15 protein-coding genes and 1 pseudogene are annotated in these 19867 nt (G+C 73.4%); 12 read left to right on the top strand and 4 right to left on the bottom strand.

Annotated features, from left to right (window positions below; translation table 11 throughout):
* Positions 1-8: 8 nt before the first annotated feature.
* Positions 9-764: a YoaK family protein gene (locus QUY26_RS36790; RefSeq protein ID WP_289954464.1), complete on the bottom strand. Its 756-nt coding sequence runs from the start codon at positions 762-764 to the stop codon at positions 9-11.
* A 250-nt stretch (positions 765-1014) separates the two neighbouring features.
* On the opposite strand from QUY26_RS36790, the gene QUY26_RS36795 reads away from it, so the two are divergent.
* From QUY26_RS36795 to QUY26_RS36825, 7 genes are all read left to right on the top strand, one after another.
* Complete coding sequence (locus tag QUY26_RS36795) at positions 1015-2205, top strand: acyl-CoA dehydrogenase family protein (protein ID WP_289954466.1); 1191 nt, start codon at positions 1015-1017, stop codon at positions 2203-2205.
* Positions 2206-2356: 151 nt separating this feature from the next.
* A complete protein-coding gene (locus QUY26_RS36800; RefSeq protein ID WP_289954468.1) occupies positions 2357-3388 on the top strand; it encodes a sulfotransferase in 1032 nt (343 codons plus the stop codon).
* A gap of 756 nt (positions 3389-4144) precedes the next feature.
* The gene (locus QUY26_RS36805; RefSeq protein WP_289954471.1) at positions 4145-4456 is read left to right on the top strand and encodes a YidB family protein; all 312 of its coding nucleotides are present in this window, start codon (positions 4145-4147) and stop codon (positions 4454-4456) included.
* A 127-nt stretch (positions 4457-4583) separates the two neighbouring features.
* Positions 4584-5552 carry an oxygenase MpaB family protein gene (locus tag QUY26_RS36810; protein ID WP_289954473.1) on the top strand — a complete coding sequence of 323 codons (969 nt, stop codon included), beginning with the start codon at positions 4584-4586 and terminating at the stop codon, positions 5550-5552.
* Complete coding sequence (locus tag QUY26_RS36815; protein WP_289954474.1) at positions 5534-7801, top strand: serine/threonine-protein kinase; 2268 nt, start codon at positions 5534-5536, stop codon at positions 7799-7801. The genes QUY26_RS36810 and QUY26_RS36815 overlap by 19 nt, the downstream gene beginning before the upstream one ends.
* Positions 7802-7956: 155 nt before the next feature.
* On the top strand, positions 7957-9525 hold the full coding sequence (locus tag QUY26_RS36820) for a phytoene desaturase family protein (RefSeq protein ID WP_289954475.1): 1569 nt from the start codon (positions 7957-7959) through the stop codon (positions 9523-9525).
* A 332-nt stretch (positions 9526-9857) separates the two neighbouring features.
* Entirely contained in the window at positions 9858-11153 is a 1296-nt protein-coding gene (locus QUY26_RS36825) for an amidohydrolase (protein WP_289954477.1), read from the top strand.
* 62 nt (positions 11154-11215) lie between these two features.
* Here the strand turns inward: QUY26_RS36825 and QUY26_RS36830 are convergent, their stop codons facing one another.
* Positions 11216-12004 (bottom strand): IclR family transcriptional regulator, encoded by a 789-nt coding sequence (locus tag QUY26_RS36830; RefSeq protein ID WP_289954480.1) that lies wholly within the window; start codon positions 12002-12004, stop codon positions 11216-11218.
* 73 nt (positions 12005-12077) lie between these two features.
* Between QUY26_RS36830 and QUY26_RS36835 the strand changes: the two genes are divergently transcribed.
* Together QUY26_RS36835 and QUY26_RS36840 are read left to right on the top strand one after the other, a co-directional pair.
* Positions 12078-12206 (top strand): hypothetical protein, encoded by a 129-nt coding sequence (locus tag QUY26_RS36835; RefSeq protein WP_289954482.1) that lies wholly within the window; start codon positions 12078-12080, stop codon positions 12204-12206.
* 93 nt (positions 12207-12299) lie between these two features.
* Positions 12300-13631 (top strand): enolase C-terminal domain-like protein, encoded by a 1332-nt coding sequence (locus QUY26_RS36840; RefSeq protein WP_289954484.1) that lies wholly within the window; start codon positions 12300-12302, stop codon positions 13629-13631.
* 70 nt (positions 13632-13701) lie between these two features.
* Here QUY26_RS36840 and QUY26_RS36845 read toward each other — a convergent pair.
* A pseudogene (locus tag QUY26_RS36845) lies at positions 13702-13955 on the bottom strand (ADP-ribosylglycohydrolase family protein); the annotation flags it as partial.
* A gap of 295 nt (positions 13956-14250) precedes the next feature.
* Here QUY26_RS36845 and QUY26_RS36850 point away from each other — a divergent pair.
* From QUY26_RS36850 to QUY26_RS36860, 3 genes are all read left to right on the top strand, one after another.
* Positions 14251-14520 (top strand): hypothetical protein, encoded by a 270-nt coding sequence (locus tag QUY26_RS36850; RefSeq protein WP_289954486.1) that lies wholly within the window; start codon positions 14251-14253, stop codon positions 14518-14520.
* A gap of 133 nt (positions 14521-14653) precedes the next feature.
* Entirely contained in the window at positions 14654-15772 is a 1119-nt protein-coding gene (locus QUY26_RS36855; protein WP_289954488.1) for an NAD(P)H-dependent flavin oxidoreductase, read from the top strand.
* Between the two features lie 83 nt (positions 15773-15855).
* A complete protein-coding gene (locus QUY26_RS36860) occupies positions 15856-17406 on the top strand; it encodes an acyl-CoA synthetase (protein WP_289954490.1) in 1551 nt (516 codons plus the stop codon).
* A gap of 30 nt (positions 17407-17436) precedes the next feature.
* Here QUY26_RS36860 and QUY26_RS36865 read toward each other — a convergent pair whose 3' ends face one another.
* Positions 17437-19866 carry a penicillin acylase family protein gene (locus QUY26_RS36865; RefSeq protein WP_289954492.1) on the bottom strand — a complete coding sequence of 810 codons (2430 nt, stop codon included), beginning with the start codon at positions 19864-19866 and terminating at the stop codon, positions 17437-17439.
* Position 19867 lies beyond the last annotated feature (1 nt).

Consider the following 19867-nt stretch of genomic DNA (forward strand, 5'->3'; position numbering starts at 1 on the left):
TGTCCAAGCTAGGAGTCCGTCCGAAAGTCGTGCTTGCGGGGCGGACCGCCCGTCCCCTCAGGGGTCACCCCCGGCCGCTCGCGATACACGCAGGCCACGACCGTCACTGCCGCGGTCCCCACGAGCAGCGGCCAGCCGATCCCGTGGCGAAGAACCAGCCAGGCGCCCGGCAGTGCCCCCGCGATCATCGCGAGGGTCGCGCCGACCCGCCGGACCGCGAGCCGGTCCGTGCCGCCCGCGAGCCGGGACTCGGCGGCGAGCCCGGTGAGGGTGCGCGTCAGGACGGTCGTGGTGAGGTCCGGGACGTTCAGCTTCAGGACGGTGCCGTTGCGCAGCCCCATCGCCAGGGCCAGCAGGGCGATGAGGGCGTACGTGGCGTCGGCGGCCCCCGCGAACGCCAGGGCCGTCGTGACGCCGAGGAGCACCGCCTCGCCGGCCAGAGCGGCCCGCACCCACGTCGCCCGCCGCCGCCCCCGCAGCGCCCGCGCGAGGCGCCCCGCCCCGGCCGCGCCCACCAGGAACGCACCGAGCGACACCAGTGATCCGACGACGGAGAATCCGGGCGCCCCGGCCGCGGCGAAGCCGATGACGACGACATTGCCGGTCATGTTCGCCGCGAAGACCCGCCCGAGCCCGAGGAAGGTGACGGCGTCCACGAACCCGCTGACCGCGGTGAGCGCGAAGAGGACCAGGGCGAGGGGGTGCCGGTCGCCGACCTGCGGACCGGGAGTCTCGACGCCCGCACCCTGCTGATCATTCGTCATGCGGCCAGCTTCTCAAGGGGGCCGGGCGCGGGCCGGCTGCGACGGGGCCGGGGTGGACGGGCTCGCCCGGAACGCGCCCGTGTCGTGGCGGGTGCCGCACCCGCATGCCCGGGCCCGCCCCTCCCCGCATCCCCGCGCCGCCGCATCCCCGTGCCCTCGCCCTTCCCCCTCACTGAAACACGTTCTACTCTGTCCGCCGTCAAGCCGCAGCGCCACGGCAGGGTCGGGCGCAGGGACGACAGGAGGGCCCGTGCACCTCGAATACACCCCCGAGCAGCAGCGGTTGCGCACCGAACTGCGCGCGTACTTCGCCGACCTCGTGCCCGACCGCGCGTACACCCGCTACGCCGAGCCCGCCGCCCAGAAGCGGTTCTACCGCGAGACGATCCGCCGCCTGGGGGCCGACGGCTGGCTCGGGGTCGGCTGGCCCGAGGAGTTCGGCGGCCGCGGGCTCACGCCGATGGAGCAGTTCATCTTCTTCGACGAGGCGGCCCAGGCCGGGGTGCCGCTGCCGCTCATGGCCCTCAACACCGTGGGCCCGACGCTCATGCGGTACGGCACGGACGAGCAGAAGGCGTACTTCCTGCCCCGGATCCTCTCCGGCGAGATCGACTTCGCGATCGGCTACAGCGAGCCCGACGCGGGCACGGACCTGGCGGCGCTCAGGACCCGGGCCGTCCGGGAGGGCGACGAGGAGACCGGCCACTACACGGTCAACGGCCAGAAGATCTGGACGACCAACGGCGACACGGCCGACTGGGTGTGGCTGGCCGTCCGCACCGACCCCGACGCGCCCCCGCACCAGGGCATCACCATGCTGCTCGTGCCGACGTCCGACCCCGGCTACTCCTGCACGCTCATCAACACCCTCGCCTCGCACGACACCACGGCGAGCTACTACGAGAACATCCGCGTGCCCGTCTCCCGCCGCGTCGGCGCGGAGAACAAGGGCTGGCGCCTGATCACCAACCAGCTCAACCACGAACGCGTCACCCTCGCCGCACACGGCACCATGGCCATCCGCGCCCTGCACGACGTCCAGCGCTGGGCCGCCGAGACCAAGCTCGCCGACGGCCGCCGCGTCATCGACCTGCCCTGGGTGCGCCGCCGCCTCGCCCAGACCCACACCAGGCTCGACGCGATGAAACTCCTCAACTGGCAAATGGTGAACGCCGTCCAGGACGGCACCCTCACCCCCCAGGACGCCTCCGCCGTCAAGGTCTACGGCTCCGAGGCCCGCCGCGACGCCTACGCCTGGCTCATGGAAGTCATCGGCGCCGCAGGGCCCTTGAAGGAGTCCTCGGCAGGCTCCGTCCTCCACGGCGAACTGGAACGCGGCTACCGCTCGGCGGTCATCTTCACCTTCGGCGGCGGCAACAACGAGATCCAGCGCGAGATCATCTCGTGGATCGGCCTGGGGATGCCGCGGGTGCGCCGCTGACGGGCCGTGCGGCCTCGCGACCCGGACGATCCGGCGCTCCCGTACAGCGGGAGGCGTCGGACGGCACCCGCCAGGGAAGCCTGCCCTTGATCGGCACGGGGCGTCGTCCGAGTCGTCCACGCCGTCCGAGCCCTCCGAGGAGAACCGCCGTATGCGCACCCTGACCTTCGTCGTCGGTACCGGCCGCAGTGGGTCGACCGCGCTGTCCGGCATTCTCCACGCGCATCCGGATGTGCTGAGTCTCAACGAGTTGCTGGCGTCGGTGCAGAGCCGGGGGTTTCCGGAGGGGCGGCTCGGGGGCGGGGATTTCTGGCGGTTGCTCGCCGAGCCCAATCCGCTGTTCGAGCGGATGATCCGGAACGGCGTGTCGATGCCGGAGTTCGTGTATCCGCGTCGTCCCGGTCGCTTCTCGACGGAGAAGGACGGGATCCCCGCGCTGTCCCTGATGGTGCTCCCGCATCTGAGCGACGACCCGGACGGGCTCTTCGACGAGCTGGAGGGGACCGTGCGCCGGTGGCCGGAGCGTACGGCCGCTGAGCACTACGAGGCGCTGTTCGACCTGTTGGGCGCGCGCTTCGGGCGTACGGCGGCCGTCGAGCGGTCCGGGTACTCACTGGGGTGGGTTCCGCTTCTGCGCGAGGTGTTCCCGAAGGCGCGCTTCGTGCACCTTTTCCGGGACGGGCCCGACTGCGCCCTGTCCATGAGCCGACACCCGGGCTACCGGCTGATCTTCCTGCTGCGTGAGATCCTCGCGCGGACCGGAGCCGCGCGCGTCGAGGAGCTGACGGAGGATCAGGTCAGGTCCCTGCCAACCGAGTTGGCTGCGCTGCTCGGGGAGCGGTTCGACGCCGCTCTGGTACTGGACAGCGAGCTGCCGTTGACCGGGTTCGGGAAGCTGTGGTCGGAGCTGGTCAGCCAGGGCGTGGACCTGCTCGGGGAGGTTCCCGCCCCCTCGCGGACCACGCTCGCCTACGAGGACCTGCTCGACGAGCCCCGCGCGGAGCTGACCCGGCTTGCCGAGTTCATCGGCGTGGAGCCGCTCCCGCAGTGGCTCGACACCGGGGCCGCGCGGCTCGACGGCAGTCGGCGGGGCTCCTCACTGCGGCTGCCCGCGGCCGAGCTCGCCGCGCTCCGGGAGTGCTGCGCTCCCGGAACGCGGGCTCTGGCGGACGGCCGACGGTAGGTGGGGGCGGACGGGCGGCTCGGGGCGGACTGCTCGGGCGGGGCGACGAGGGTTGCCCAGGGGGTGGTGACGGAGAACACCACCCGCTTGCCCTTTGTGGAGTTGATGCGTTCGTTCACGCCCCACAGCCTGTCCGTGGTCCAGGAGCAGGCGAGGTTCTGCGTGGAGACGGGGGCCGGCGCACGACGCGGCCGCCCGCGGCGTCCTTCTTGTACTCGGCCGAGACGAGGGCGTCCTGGCCGCCGGTGCGGTCGAGGCTGTGGGAGTTCGGGCAGGGGGGTGGTGCCCGAGGCGACGGAGCAGGGGGCGTCGCCGGTGGTGGTGCGGTACATCGCGACCATCGGGACGGCGTTGCGCGCGTTCACCAGCGTGAGCCGGGCGTACTCGTCACCGCCGCTTCGTCGGGTCGGGGTTGCCGAGGCCGGTGCTGTGGTGCCAGGTGTGCGGCGGACCCTGAGGCGTTCCTCGTGCTTGTTCGATCGCGTGAGCGAAGCCCGACCCCGGCCCGGCAACGCGGAGTTCACCGCGCGGTCGTGTCGATGTGGCCGAAAGCCAGTGCTGGTCGGGCCGTGCGGACGGGACGCGTGGCTGGTTCCTTGCCCCGCCGAAAATGCCGGGCAACCATCGGACGGCACCCTCACGTCTGGTCCCACAAGGGCACCTCGGCAGCAGGGAGAACGCGGTCGCGACCTCGCGGCGGCACTCGGCCGCGGTGCCCCGGACCATCGATCCACATGCAACGTATGGGAGACATACATGGCTGCCTTCGAAGCCCCGGCCACCCCCCTGGAGCAGCTCCTCATCGCCACCCTCTACGACGGCAGCCAGGTCGCTGCCGCCTTCGATGAGCTGCGTCAGGCCGGCCTCGGCGACAAGGTCGACTCCTGGCTGAGCACGGGTGAGAACCTGCCCGTCACCGCGGACGAGCTCGGCAAGGTCCTCGGCGGGCACATCGCCCGGATAGCCACGATCACCGGCACCACCGCCGACGAGATCGCCGAGAAGGTCGCCCTGATGCTGCCGCTGGCCGTGGACGCGGCAAGCCCGAACGGCGAACTGGGCCAGTAGTCCAGAGCCTCCGGGCCGCTGAGGCGACCGTCTCGTGCCCGTGCCGCCGCACGGACACGGGACGACCCGCTCACGGCCGTATCGCGGGCCGCGCGCGTGTGCGTAACCTGCGAGGGGAGGTGACGGCATGCGCGAAGCGGACGCCGGGCTCTTCGGGCCCTCGTCGGTGACCTGGCAGGCGCACGGAGACCCGATGATGTGGGTCGCGGGCGTCAGGGCCCTGTACTTCCAGGCGCTGCACCCGCGCGCGGTGCGCGGCGTCATGCAGAACTCGACAGCGTTCGATCGTCAGAAGAGTGGCCGCAAGGACGCCTGGGGCCGCCTGATGCGCACCGCGAACTTCGTGGGCACGACGACGTACGGCACCACGCAGGCCGCGGAGAAGGCGGGCGCCCGGGTCCGCAAGATCCACTCGATGCTCTCCGCCACCGACCCCGACACCGCGGAGCGCTACGGCGTCGACGAGCCCGAGCTGCTCCTGTGGGTGCACTGCGCGGAGATCGACTCCTACCTCCACGTCCTGCGCCGCTCCGGCTTCCCGATCGGCGCCGCGGCCGCCGACCGCTACGTCGCCGAACACCGCGAGAGCGCCCGCCTGGTCGGCCTCGACCCCGACGCCGTACCGGCCTCCACCGCCGAACTCGCCGCCTACTTCGAGCAGGTACGCCCCGAGCTCGCCGTCGGCCCCGAGGCCCGCGCCGTCGACGACTTCCTGCTCCGGCCGCCCACGAAGGCCCTGCTGGTCCCGGCGCGCGCCCTGCTCTGGCGGCGCGTGGCGAACCTCGCGTACGCGTCCCTGCCCCGCTACGCCCACGAGCTGTACGGCAGGCCCGCCCCGCCCCCGAGGACGGTCACCCGCCGCCTGGTCGCCACCGGCACCCTGCTGCGCCTCGTACCCGCCCGGGTGCGCTGGCAGCTCCCGCCGAAGCACATCCTGCGCGCCATGGCCCGCCTCGGCCCCGGCAGCCGCCCCGACCCGCGCCATGTCCCGTACAAAGTCGACAGACGGGACGCCATACTGGACGGGCCGGGGAGGGCGCAGCGAGGCAACGGGGGCGATGGCGCGAGATGCCAGAGGTGGGGGACACCAGGCTGATCCAGGGCCGGTACCGACTGCTCGACCTGATCGGGCGCGGCGGCATGGGCGAAGTGTGGCGGGCGCGCGACGAATCGCTCGGCCGCAAGGTCGCCGTCAAGTGCCTCAAGCCGCTCGGGCCCCAGCACGACCAGTCGTTCACCCGGGTCCTGCGGGAGCGCTTCCGGCGCGAGGCGCGGGTCGCGGCGGCGCTGCAGCACCGCGGCGTGACCGTCGTGCACGACTTCGGCGAGAACGACGGCGTGCTGTTCCTGGTCATGGAGCTCCTGGAGGGCCGCAACCTGAGCCAGGTCCTGGAGGACCACAGACAGCACCCACTGCCCGTCACCGACGTCGTGGACATCGCCGACCAGGTCACCTCCGCGCTGGCGTACACCCATGAACAGGGCATCGTGCACCGCGACCTGAAGCCCGCCAACATCATGCGGCTGCTCGACGGCACGGTGAAGATCTGCGACTTCGGCATCGCCAGGCTCGGCCACGACATCGGCTTCACCTCACGGCTCACCGGCACCGGCATCGCCATGGGCACCCCGCACTACATGTCGCCCGAGCAGATCAGCGGCGCCGAGGTCGACCAGCGCAGCGACCTCTACTCCTTCGGCTGCGTCCTCTACGAACTCGCCACCGGCGCCCCGCCGTTCGACATGGAGGACGCCTGGGCGGTCCTCGTCGGCCACCGCGACACCGCGCCCGAGCCGCCCCGCCGCCACCGCGGCGAACTGCCCGCGTACTTCGACCGGATCGTCCTGGACCTGCTGGCCAAGCACCCCGACCAACGCCCCGCCGACGCCCGCGAGCTCGGCCGCCGCATCGCCGCGGGCCGCAGCGCCCCCGCCGCCTACGTACCGACCGTCGTCTCGCCCTGCCTGCGCCGCCCCGGCGCCGCGCCCCCCGAGCGTCACGCGCGCCCCGAACCGCACTCCGAGCCCGCCCTGCCGCCCTGGACGCGCGGCATGACCACCGGCCACAAGGCGACCGGCACCAGCCTGCGCGCCACGCCGCCCGACGCCGCCGCCGGCCTGACCGGCGAGTGGATCCCGCGCCCCACGGGGCGCCACACCGTGGTCCCGCCGCCCGCGCCGGAGCGGCCCGCGCCCCCGGCGTCCGTCGTCGCCGCCCTGGTCAGCCGCCACAACGCGGGCCTGAGCCTCGGCCGCCTCGGCCGCTGGGCGGAGGCGGGCGAGGTGCACCGCGCCGTCGCCGCCGAACGCGAGCACGTGCTCGGCCCCGACCACCCCGACACTCTCGCCAGCCGGTACGAGGTCGGCTTCACGCTCAGCCGCACCGGCCGCCCCGCGGACGCCCTGCGCGAGTACGGGCGCGTCGCGGAGGGCCGTGAACGCGCCCTGGGTGCCGAGCACTTGGACACCCTCGCCGCCCGGCAGGAGATGGCCTACGTCCTCGGTCAGCTCGGCCGGCACTTCGAGGCGCACCAGGTGTACACGCAGGTGCTCGCCGTCCGGGAGCGGGCCGTGGGCCCCGACCACCCCGACACCCTGCGCTGTCGCCACAACCTCGCGTTCAACCTCAGCCGCCTGGGCCGCCTCGAGGACTCCTACCGGCTGGCCCGCGACGTGGCCGCCGCCCGGGCCCGCGTCCTCGGTCCGACCCACCCCGACACCCTCGTCACCCGCTACGAAGTCGCTTACGCGCTCGGCCAGTTGGGGCACTGGCCGGAGGCGCTGCAGACGTACCGCGAAGTGGCCGAGGCGCGGACGCGGGCGCTCGGCGCCGACCACCCCGACACGCTCGCTGCCCGCTACGAGGTCGGCATCAGCCTCGGCCGGCTCGGCCGCAGCACGGAGGCCCTGGAGCTGTACCGCGCCCTGATCGAGGACCGCACCCGCGTCAACGGCCCCGCCGACCCCGAGACCCTGCGCGCCCGGCACGGCCTCGGTGTGAACCTGGGCCGCCTCGGCCGCTGGGAGGAGGCCCTCGCGGAGGCCCGCGACGTGTGCGCGATCCGTGAACGCGTCCTCGGCGCCGGTCACCCCGACACCCTGGTCAGCCGCCGGGAGGTCGCCGTCGGACTCGGTTGGCTCGGCCGGTGGCCGGATGCCCTCACCGAGTACCGCAGGGTGGCCGCCGCCCGCGAACAGGTCCTCGGCGCCGACCACCCCGACACCCTCGCGAGCCGCAACGACGAGGCGCACTGCCTGGAGCAGCTGGGCCGGGGCACGGAGGCGGTGGAGCTGTACCGGAGGGTGGCGGCGCTGCGGCAGCGGCGGGCGTCCGGGGCGCACTGAGGCGCGGGCCGCCGTCCGCTTCGCCTCGGGCGCGGCGGCCCGGACCGCTTCGGGTCGAGGCGGGCGTGCGGCAGCGCGAGGGCGCCGTGGACGCCCGGCCGCGCTCGTCCGGGTCCGGCTCCGGACAACAGCTCGATTCCGTGCTACGAAGAATCATGCGATCCAGCTACGACGCAGTGGTGGTCGGCGGCGGCCACAACGCCCTGGTTGCCTCCGCCTACCTGGCCAGAGCGGGCCACTCGGTGCTGCTCCTCGAACGGCTGCCCGACATCGGCGGAGCCACCGTCTCGACGCGCCCCTTCCCCGGCATGGACGCCCGCCTCTCCCGCTACTCGTACCTGGTGAGCCTGTTGCCGCGGAAGATCGTGCGGGATCTGGACCTGGACTTCCGGGTGCGCGCCCGCACGGTGTCGTCGTACACGCCGACGGTCCGCGAAGGGCGCCCCACGGGGCTGCTCGTGGGCGGCGGCGAGGCCCGCACCCGGGAGTCGTTCGCCCGGCTCACAGGCGACGACCGCGAGTACACGGCCTGGCGGGAGTTCTACGCGCGCACGGCCCACGTCGCCACCCGGGTGTTCCCCACCCTCACCGAACCCCTGCCGACGAAGAAGGAGCTGCGCCGCCGCGTCGACGACGAGACCGCCTGGCGCATGCTGTTCGAGGAGCCCATCGGCCGGGCCGTCGAGGAGCGCTTCGCCGACGACCTGGTGCGCGGCGTGGTCCTCACGGACGCGCTGATCGGCACCTTCGCCGACGCCCACGACCCGTCCCTGCGCCAGAACCGCTGCTTCCTCTACCACGTGATCGGCGGGGGCACCGGCGACTGGAACGTGCCCGTCGGCGGCATGGGCGCCCTGACCCGCGCCCTCACCGACGCGGCCCGCGCGGCCGGCGCCGACCTGCGCACCGGCCACGAGGTGACCCGCGTCGACACCGACGGACGGTACGCCGAGGTGACGTACCGGACGGCGGACGGCGAGGGCACGGTCGGGGCCCGGCACGTCCTCGTGGGCGCCTCGCCGCAGCAGCTCGCCGCGCTGACCGGCGACGAGCCGCCGCCCCCGGCCGAGGGCGCCCAGCTCAAGGTGAACATGCTCCTGGACCGGCTGCCCGCGCTGCGCGACCCTGACGTCGACCCGCACGAGGCCTTCGCCGGGACCTTCCACATCGCCGAGGGGTACGCGGAGCTCGCCCGGGCCCACGCGCAGGCGGCCGCGGGCGGGCTGCCCGCCGCACCGCCCTCCGAGATCTACTGCCACTCCCTCACGGACCCGACCATCCTCGGCCAGGACCTCGTCGAGCGCGGCTGCCACACCCTGACTCTCTTCGGCCTGCACACCCCCGCCCGCCTCTTCACCGACGCCACCAACGACGCCCTGCGCGCCGAACTCCTCACCTCGGCCCTCGCCCAGCTCGACGCGCACCTGGCCGAGCCGATCGCCGACTGCCTCGCCACGGACGCGCAAGGGCGCCCGTGCGTCGAGGCGAAGACCCCGCTGGACCTGGAGCGCACCCTGCGCCTGCCCGGCGGCAACATCTTCCACGGCGACCTTTCCTTCCCGTACGCCGACGAGGGCGCCCCCGACCAGCGGGGCCACCAGGGACGTTGGGGAGTGGAGACCCGGCATGCGAACGTCCTGCTGTGCGGCGCGGGCGCGCCGCGCGGGGGCGGGGTCAGCGGCATCCCCGGGCACAACGCGGCCATGGCCGTACTGGAACGGTGAGCCGCCACCGCGGGGGACGCGCTGATCGGCTACCAGCAGGCGCACCGCCGCCACGTCCGCGTCATCACGGAGATGCGTCTCCCTCGCCGTCGGCGGCGCCATCGACGGCGTCATCGGCCACTGGCTGGCCCACCCCGACCTCGACCTGGACGCGGCCGCAGACGAGTTGGAGACGTTCACGCTGAACGCGATCGGGGCCGGGGGCGGCTGAACCGGGCGCGGGGGCGTACAGGTGTGTGCCCCGAGGGCCGTGGGCAGCAGTTGGGGGGCGTGATCCCTCGGCCGCCGGGGCCGCGGGGCGACGCCGCAACCGCGTGCCGAAGGAGCGTCGCATGGGCGTCAGCAAGCCCCCGTCCGAACCGCAGGAGCCCGCCGCCGGGACCGTTCCCCCTGCCGGACCCATACCCTCCGCCCTCGGCGGTCTCGACGCAGCCCTGCCCGAACTCGTCGCCCTGTACCGGGACCTGCACTCCCACCCGGAGCTGCCCTTCGAGGAGCACCGCACCGCCGCCGAGATCGTCCGGCGCGCCACGGCGTACGGCTGCGACGTCACGCCCGGCGTGGGCCGCACCGGCGTCGTGGCCGTCCTCGACAACGGCGAGGGCCCCACCGTCCTGCTGCGCGCCGACTTCGACGCCCTGCCCCTCGTCGAACTGACCGGCCTGCCCTACGCCTCCCGCACCGAGGGGGTGATGCACGCCTGTGGCCACGACCTGCACGTCACCTGTCTGCTGGGCGCCCTGAAGCTGCTCGCGGCGGCGCGCGGGAGCTGGCGCGGACGGGTCGTCGCCGCGTTCCAGCCCGCCGAGGAGGTCGGTGAGGGCGCGCAGGCGATGGTGGACGACGGGCTCTTCGAGCGCTTCGGGACGCCGGACGTGGTGCTCGGCCAGCATGTCGCGCCGCTGCCCGCGGGCATGGTGGCCTGTCACGCCGGAGAGGCGTTCGCGGCCACCGACTCGCTGAAGGTCGTCATGTACGGCAAGGGCGCGCACGGCTCACGGCCGGAGACGTCCGTCGACCCCGTGGTGATGGCCGCCGCGACGGTGATGCGGCTGCAGACCGTCGTCTCCCGCGAGGTGCCGGCGGGGGAGACGGCGGTGCTCACCGTGGGGTCGCTGCGGGCGGGCACGGTCGACAACGTCATCCCGGACGAGGCCGAGCTGCGGCTGAGCATCCGCTCCTACACGGAGGACGTCCGGGCCCGGATGCGGGCCGCCGTGGAGCGGATCGTGCGCGGCGAGGCCCGGGTGGCGGGAGCCACGCGCGAGCCCGAGTTCACGCAGCTCGACGCGTTCCCCGTGGTCGTCAACGACGAGGCGGCGGTGGCCAGGACCATGGCCGCGATCGGCGCGGTCGTCGGCGCGGGACAGGTGATCGACCCGGGGCCCGTGACCGGCAGCGAGGACGTGGGGATCCTCGGCACGGCGGCCAAGGCTCCGCTCTGCTACTGGCTGTTCGGCGGCTGCGACCCCGCGACGTACGCCGCGGCCCGGGCCGCGGGCACCGTGGACCGCGACATCCCCTCCAACCACTCGCCGCGCTTCGCGCCCGTGCCGGAGCCGGCCGTCACCACCGGTGTGACGGCGCTGACGACGGCGGCGCTGGAGTGGCTGGGGCGGCCGCGGTGAGCGTGCCCGTGCCGGGCGGAGGGCGGCGTACGGACTGAGTCTCGGCGTACGGACCTTGAGTCTCAGCGCCAGTCGGGGGCGCCCGGTGCCGGTACGACGGCACTCTCGATCCTGGCCCGGGTCTCCCGCATGACCGCGACGATCCGGGCCTCGTGCTCCGCGCTCAGCCGTGCCACCGGCACCGAACAGCTGATGGCGTCGGTGGCCGGCTCGTCGTAGCGCAGCGCGAAGCCGAAGCCCGCGATGCCGGTCACCGTCTCTTCGCGGTCGATGGAGTAGCCGCGCTCGCGGACCTGGGCGAGGTCGGCGACGAGCGTGCTCCTTTCCGTGTGGGTGTTCTCCGTGTACGCGACCAACGGGCCCTCGGGGAGGGGGAGTTCGCCGTCGGGGCGCTCGGCGAGCAGGGCCTTGCCGAGGGCTCCCGCGTGCGCGGGGATCCGGCGGCCGACCCGGCTGAGGGTCCGCGCGTAGGCGTGCGACTCGCGCGTCGCGAGGTAGACGACGTTCGGGCCGTCGAGCCTGGCCAGGTGGACCGTCTCGCCGAGCGTGTCCGACGCCTGCTCGAGCGCGGGGCGGGCCCGGCGCACGCGCGGGTCGCTGTCCAGGTAGCTGGTGCCCGTGAGCAGGGCGCGGATCCCGATGCCGTACAGCGACCCGGTCGTGTCGGAGCGCACCCAGCCGCAGTCGACGAGGGTCTGGAGCAGTTGGTACATGCTGCTGCGCGGTACGCCGAGTTCCGCGGCCAGTTCGTCCAGGCGGGCGGGCCGGTCGCCCCGGGCGGCGAGCAGTTCGAGCAGTTCCACGGTGCGGGCCGCCGACTTCACCCCGCGGGTCCCGCTCGTCTTCGACATGGCCACATCGTAATTCCGCGTGGCCGCACCCATTGACCCCACCTGTTCATCCCCATAATCTCCGTTCTCATACATGCACATCATCTGCATGCGCGGATGCGAGAGAACATCCAGGAGCGACTCCGGTGCGGCCCGGCGCATCGCGGGCCGCCTCGGCGGCGTCCTGGCCCTGGAGGGAACCCTTGACGCCCTGAACCTCTGAGACCGCGCATCACGACCCGCGAACTCCCCCTCTGCGCGCCCCCACGTACTTCCTCCCCACGTACTCCCTCTCCTCGGAAGGACCTCGACCGGCATGAGCCGCCAGCCGACCGTCACGCAGTTCGCCGTCTACCCGGTCGCGGGCCGCGACTGCATGGAACTGAACCTCTCCGGCGCCCACGGCCCCTACTTCACCCGCAACATCGTGGTCCTCAAGGACTCCGAGGGCCGTACGGGCCTGGGGGAGGTGCCCGGCGGCGAGAAGATCACGCAGACCCTCAGGGACGCCGAACCCCTGGTCGTGGGAGCCGAGTTGGGGGACTACAAGCGGGTGCTGCGCGCGATGGGGAGCCGTTTCGCGGACCGCGACGCGGGCGGACGCGGCGCCCAGACCTTCGACCTGCGGACGACCGTGCACGCCGTCACGGCGGTCGAGTCGGCCCTGCTGGACCTGCTCGGCCAGCACCTCGACGTCCCGGTGGCGGCGCTGCTCGGCGACGGCCTGCAGCGCGACTCCGTACGCGTGCTCGGCTACCTCTTCTACGTCGGCGACCCGGACCGCACGGACCTGGACTACGTCCGGGAGCCGGACGCGGACGTCGCCTGGCACCGCGTCCGGCACGAGGAGGCGCTGACGCCGCAGGCCATCGTCCGCCAGGCCGAGGCGGCCCACACCCGGTACGGCTTCCGGGACTTCAAACTCAAGGGCGGGGTCCTGCCGGGCGCCGAGGAGGTCGCGGCCGTGCGTGCCCTCAAGGACCGGTTCCCCGAGGCGCGGATCACCCTGGACCCGAACGGAGCCTGGTCACTGCGCGAGGCCGTCGACCTGTGCGCACCCCTGGTCGGCACCCTCGCCTACGCCGAGGACCCCTGCGGAGCCGAGGACGGCTACTCGGGCAGGGAGGTCCTGGCCGAGTTCCGCCGCGCCACCGGCCTGCCGACCGCGACCAACATGATCGCCACCGACTGGCGCCAGCTGACCCACGCGCTCGCCCTCCAGTCGGTCTCCATCCCCCTGGCCGACCCGCACTTCTGGACCATGCAGGGCTCGGTCCGCGTGGCCCAGCTCTGCAACGCCCTCGGCCTGACCTGGGGCTGCCACTCCAACAACCACTTCGACATCTCCCTGGCGATGGTCACGCACTGCGGCGCCGCGGCTCCCGGCCCCTACAACGCCCTGGACACCCACTGGATCTGGCAGGAGGGCCTGGAACGCCTCACCGTCACCCCGCCGACCATCACCAACGGCGAGATCCCCCTCCCCGACGCCCCCGGCCTCGGCCTCACCCTCGACCCGGACCGCCTCCAGGCGGCCCACGACCTCTACCGGAAGCAGTCCCTGGGCGCCCGGGACGACGGCGCGGCGATGCAGTACCTGATCCCGGGCTGGAGGTTCGACGCGAAGAAGCCTTGTCTGGTGCGCTAGGACTCCACGCCGCTCGCAGGAGGATCCGCGCCTGAGCGGCCCGCCCGCGAGGGGTGCTTCGAGCGGAGCTTCATGCCGTGAGGCGGCGCGTGAGGTCGAGCAGCTCCGGAAGACGCAGGACCCGTCCTGCGAACCCCGGCAGGGGGCATGGAGCGGGCGCGTCCACCGCGCGGGGATCGCGTCCAGGCCGTAGCGCGCCCCCGCGAGACCTCCGGTCACCGCGGCGACGGTGTCCGTGTCGCCGCCGAGGCCGATCGCGGCACGCAGTGCGCCCTCGCAGCAGGTGGTGGTGCGTACGGCCCGGACCGCGGAGCCCAGGGCAGGGCCGGACGACTCCGTTCCCGCCGGGCGAACCCCGGCGCACGCTCCGGGCGCACCCCCCACCCCGGCCACGTACCCCGCGAGCATCCGCAGTGCCGGTGCTCGGCGCAGGCGGCGGAGGGAGGTCGGGAGGTGACCGGGGCGGAGGGTGCCGTTGAGGGCGGGGGGCAGGAGGGTTTCGTGTTCGGTGAGTTGGGAGCGTCGGGTGAGGGCGGTGGGGAACTCGCGGCGGCGTTGGACGCGGTGCGGGTCCGTGATCGGCGGGGGCAGGGTGAGCGGCTATCGTCGGTCGGCCCTCGTGGCCGCCACACTGTCATCGGTGGTGCTCGGGGCCGTCGTGAACGTCGCGACCAGCTTCATCGAGCTGCCGGACGCCGCAGCCTGGTGGGTGGTCGCCGGGGTGCTGCTCGTCATCGCCGTGGTCCTCCTCGACGCGTGCCGGGCCCGCGTCGAGGAGACCGTGCGCGCGTGGAGGAGCACGTCGGGCAAGGGGAGCGTGCGGAGTCGTTCCCAGCCACCAGGGTGCGACGGCGCAGTACGCGGTCATCCCCGCGCGGGAGACGGCTGACGCCTTCGTGGCGGAGGTGTCCACGGTGGTCGCCCAGCTGAGGCTGCTGCGCCGGAACGGCATCCCGCAAGGAAACTGACGCAGCATCAGAAAATCTCTTCCCTCGTCCGCGCCGCTGCGGCATCCTGCGCCCATGCAGACGGAGCTGAGCAAGCAACTCGGAGTCGAGTACGCCGTCTTCGGCTTCACGCCGTTCCCCGCCGTGGCGGCCGCCATCAGCCGGGCGGGCGGGTTCGGGGTGCTCGGTGCGGTCCGCTACACCGCGCCCGACGACCTCGCGCGCGACCTCGACTGGATGCAGGAGCACGCGGACGGCCTGCCCTATGGGCTCGACGTCGTCATGCCCGCGAAGCGGGCCGAGGCTCCCGGGGGGCAGGCGCTGACCGAGGCCGACGTGGAGGCGATGATCCCCGCGGGGCACCGCAAGTTCGTCGAGGAGACCCTCGCCGAGCACGGCGTGCCCGCGCTCGCCGAGGGCGAGGCGTCCGGCTGGCGCATCACCGGCTGGATGGAGCAGGTGGCGCGCGGCCAGCTCGACGTCGCCTTCGATCACCCCATCAAGCTGCTCGCCAACGCCCTCGGCTCCCCGCCCGCCGACGTCATCACCCGCGCCCACGACCAGGGCGTCCTCGTCGCCGCCCTCGCGGGCAGCGCCCGGCACGCCCGCAAGCACGCGGACGCCGGCATCGACATCGTGGTGGCCCAGGGCTACGAAGCGGGCGGCCACACCGGTGAGATCGCGTCCATGGTGCTCACGCCCGAGGCCGTCGATGCGGTCGCGCCGCTGCCGGTGCTCGCGGCGGGCGGCATCGGCAGCGGGGAGCAGGTCGCGGCGGCTCTCGCCCTCGGCGCGCAGGGCGTCTGGCTCGGCTCGGTGTGGCTCACGACGACGGAGGCCGACCTGCACTCCGCCGCCCTCACCCGCAAACTGCTCGCCGCCGGGTCCGGGGACACCGTCCGCTCCCGGGCCTTGACGGGCAAGCCCGCACGCCAGTTGCGGACGGAGTGGACCGACGCGTGGGACGACCCGGCGGGGCCCGGGGCGCTGCCGATGCCGCTGCAGGGACTGCTCGTCGCCGAGGCCGTGTCGCGCATCCAGAAGTACGAGGTGGAGCCGCTGCTCGGCACGCCCGTCGGGCAGATCGTCGGCCGGATGAACAGCGAGCGCAGCGTCCAGGCCGTGTTCGACGACCTGACCCGGGGGTTCGAGCGCGCGATCGCCCGCCTCAACCGCATCGCGGGGCGGACCTGAGCCGACCGGAGCGCACGGAAACCCGTCGGGCCCACGCCCCGTCCCTCCCACAGCGCCCCGCGCCCAACCCCCGAGGAGACCCGATGAGCACCCCGCCCAACGGATTCTGGGCCCAGGCCGGCGCCGACCCCGGCCGCACCGTCCTCGTCGACCCCGGTGGCGAGGAGTGGACGGCGGGCCGACTGCACGCCGACGCCAACCGGCTCGTGCACGGCTTGCGCGCGGCCGGCCTGGAGCCCGGCGACGCGTTCGCCGTCGTACTCCCCAACGGCGTGGAGTTCCTGACCGCGTACCTCGCCGCCAGCCAGGCCGGGTTCTACCTCGTCCCGGTCAACCACCACCTGGTGGGCCCGGAGATCGCCTGGATCGTCGCCGACTCGGGCGCGCAGGTCCTGATCGCGCACGAGCGGTTCGCCGCCGCCGCGACCTCGGCGGCCGACGAGGCGAAGCTTCCCGCGACACACCGCTACGCCGTCGGCGACGTACCGGGATTCCGCCCGTACGCACAACTCCTCGACGGGCAGCCGGAGTCGGTGCCCGCCGACCGCACCCTCGGCTGGGTCATGAACTACACGTCCGGCACCACGGGGCGGCCCCGCGGCATCCGCCGCCCCCTCCCGGGCAAACCGCCCGAGGAGTCCTACCTGGGCGGCTTCCTCGGCATCTTCGGCATCAAGCCCTTCGACGGCAACGTCCACCTGGTGTGCTCGCCGCTCTACCACACGGCCGTGCTCCAGTTCGCGGGCGCGGCCCTGCACATCGGTCACCCCCTCGTCCTCATGGACCGGTGGACACCCGAGGAGATGCTGCGCCTCATCGACGAGCACGCCTGCACACACACCCACATGGTCCCCACCCAGTTCCACCGCCTGCTCGCCCTGCCCGGCGGGATCCGGGAGGCGTACGACGTGTCGTCGATGCGGCACGCCATCCACGGGGCGGCGCCCTGCCCCGACCACGTGAAGCGGGCGATGATCGAGTGGTGGGGCACCTGCGTGGAGGAGTACTACGCGGCCAGCGAGGGAGGGGGCGCGTTCGCCACCGCGGAGGACTGGCTGGAGAAGCCGGGGACCGTCGGAAAGGCCTGGCCCATCAGCGAGTTGGCGGTCTTCGACGACGACGGCAACAAGCTGCCGCCCGGCGAACTGGGCACCGTCTACATGAAGATGAGCACCGGCGGCTTCTCGTACCACAAGGACGATTCGAAGACGCGCAAGAACCGCATCGGCGACTTCTTCACCGTCGGCGACCTCGGCTATCTGGACGAGGACGGCTATCTCTTCCTGCGCGACCGCAAGATCGACATGATCATCTCGGGCGGCGTCAACATCTACCCGGCGGAGATCGAGTCCGCGCTGCTCACCCACCCCGCCGTCGCCGACGCCGCCGCGTTCGGCATCCCGCACGACGACTGGGGCGAGGAGGTCAAGGCCGTCGTCGAGGCCGCCGAGGGGCACCCGGCCAACGCGGCGCTCGCCGCCGACATCCTGCGCCACTGCGAGCGCCTGCTCGCGGGCTACAAGCGGCCCAAGAGCGTCGACTTCGTCGCGTCCATGCCCCGGGACCCCAACGGCAAGCTGTACAAGCGCCGACTGCGGGAGCCCTACTGGGAAGGGCGGGAGCGGGCGGTCTGAGACCGCCGCGCCCCGCCCCACCGGTGGGCGTCAGCGCTGGCGGACCTTCACCACCTTCAGGCCGGGCGCGCTGCGGATGTCCTTCTCGCAGAAGCGTGACGTCACCCAGCGCTCCTCGGCGTAAAGCCGTGTCTGGTCGCTGTAGTGCGGTGAGTGGGGGTTCGACGACTGGGAGTAGGACAGCAGCGTGCGGGCCTTGGGGCACGACGACGCGTCCCAGCCGACGGCCTGGATGTGGCTGGAGCCGTGCGCCACCTCCGTGTAGCCGCCGCCCGCCGCGTCCCACCGAGGCTCGATCTTGTTCCAGACGCCCAGGGACTCGGTGCCGCCGTGGATCGGCAGCCGCTTGCCACCGCGTACGACGAACTGGTGGTCCCCGAGCCGGGAGTCGAGCGGAATACCTGCCGCCGTCAGCTCCGCCACCGTGTCGGCGAGCGCCGTCGCGAAGCCGGGCGCACCGGTGTTGAGGGTGTTCGGGGTGCGCACCGGATCGGCCGCGGAGAACGGCACCTGCCACAGCCGGCCGCTCGGCACCTTCGCCGTCAGGGCGCGCCAGAACCGGTCGAAGAGCAACGCGCCCCTGCTGGACGCGTCCATGGTGCGGTCCCAGGACCTGATCACCCGGCAGGCGTCGGTGACGTCGACGGCCTTGCCGTCGCTGGTGCGTGCGGCCCCGGGCGGCAGCGCGGCGCAGGCGCGCGCCACGTCGGCGGCGGCGAGGTCGCCGGCAGGGGCGCGGTTCGCGAACTGCTGGCGCTGGAGGTCCTTGACCGTCAGGCCGCCGCGCTCGGCCATCGCCGCGACGTCCTCGATCGCGCCGCGAGTGCGCATCGAGCGCTGGGTGCCGATGGTGCCGAAGACCCGCTCGTACCCGGTCAGCGGCTGGTCGGCGTTGCTCAGCCAGGCGCTGTCGTTGGAGTTCTCGGCGTACGGGGCGTTCACCAGCGTCGGCATCCGTGACGGGCCGAAGGTGCCCGGCTGGATCGCGTCCTTGTCCTCGCCGAGCGCGCACGCGCCGCGGGACCCGTCGAGGACGGCGACGCCCGCCGCCGGATAGGTGGCCTTGCCGAGGGCGGTGGAGCAGCGCCCGACGAGGCCGTCGGTGAGCCGGGGCAGGATCTGTGACTGCGTGTAGAGGGTGTTGCCGTACCGGTCGGCGGCGACGGTGTTGACCCACGGCAGGCCCTGGGTGGCGTTCAGCGCCCGCAGTACGCCCTTGACCGAACGGGCCTTGCTGAAGCGGAGGTTGGCCTCACCGACGCGCAGGTTGCGGGAGTTGGGGTCGTTGAGCGCGTACGCCGTCGTCTTCGTCCACGGCAGCGGCAGCTGGCCGCCGAGTGACGTCACGACCGGGCCGAAGCGGGTCCAGTACTGCGTGCGCGTCACCGGGGCGCCGCCCTTCACCGGGACGGTCACGGTCCGCTTCGTCATCCGCTCGCGCTTGCCGTCCACGACGTAGGCGGTCGGATCCGCGGGGTCGAGGGTCAGCTCGTGCACGTTGAAGGGGACGCCCGTCGCGACGGTGTGGCTCCACGCCACCTTGGCGTTGAAGCCGACGTTGATCACGGGCGTGCCGAGGAGCGAGCCGCCCGACGCGTTCAGTTCGCCGGGGATGGTCTGCTGCGACTGCCAGAAGCGTCGGCTGCCGTGCCAGGGGTAGTGCGGGTTGCCGATCAGCAGGCCGCGGCCGTTCGCCGTGGTGGTGCCGCTGAAGGCGACGGCGTTGGAGCCCATGTCGGCGTCGCCGGGGCCCGGGGAGACCAGCTCGCGCGCCGCGTCGGCGGCCCTGCGCGGGTCGGGCGCCTTGCGGGCGGCGTCGGCGCCCGCGCCGGGCGGCCTGGCCGCGACGATCCCCTCGACGCCGCGGCCCTCGCCGCCGAGCACCGCCACCGCGTAGGTGAGCCGGGCCTGGTCGAGGGCGGTGACCGGGCGCACCCAGTCGGCCTTGGCGCATGCCGGGTCCGTGACGCGGTTCCGCTTCAGCCAGGTGTTGTAGCCCGCGGCGAACCCGCGCGCCAGTTCCTTGCTCTCGCGGCTCATGCCGAGCGGGGCGGGCTGCCGGTACAGCCGCTCCACGGTGCCCGCTTCGCGTACGCCCCGGAAGTACTGGTCGCTCGCGAGGTTCGTGGCGGCCGACGACAGCTGGCCGCCGGGGTCGCCGTCGGCGCCGAAGTAGCGGGAGCGCTCACCGCGCACGGTGGCGTACCCCTCGGCGAGCGTGCACACCTGGTCCGCGGCCTGGGCCCAGCCGGTGCCGAAGCCGAGGTCCGCGTAGTCGTCGGCGCGGATGTGCGGGATGCCGTACTCGGTGTAGCGGATCGTGGCGGACAGGCCGCCGCCGGACGGGCGGGTGTCGGGGGAGCGGTCGTCGTCGCGCGCGGACGCCATGGGTGAGAGCAGGGCCGAGGTGGTCAGGAGCGCGGCGGACAACGCCACGACGGGTCTGACGCGGATGCGCATG

This window comes from Streptomyces flavofungini (assembly GCF_030388665.1).
GTDB lineage: Bacteria > Actinomycetota > Actinomycetes > Streptomycetales > Streptomycetaceae > Streptomyces > Streptomyces flavofungini_A.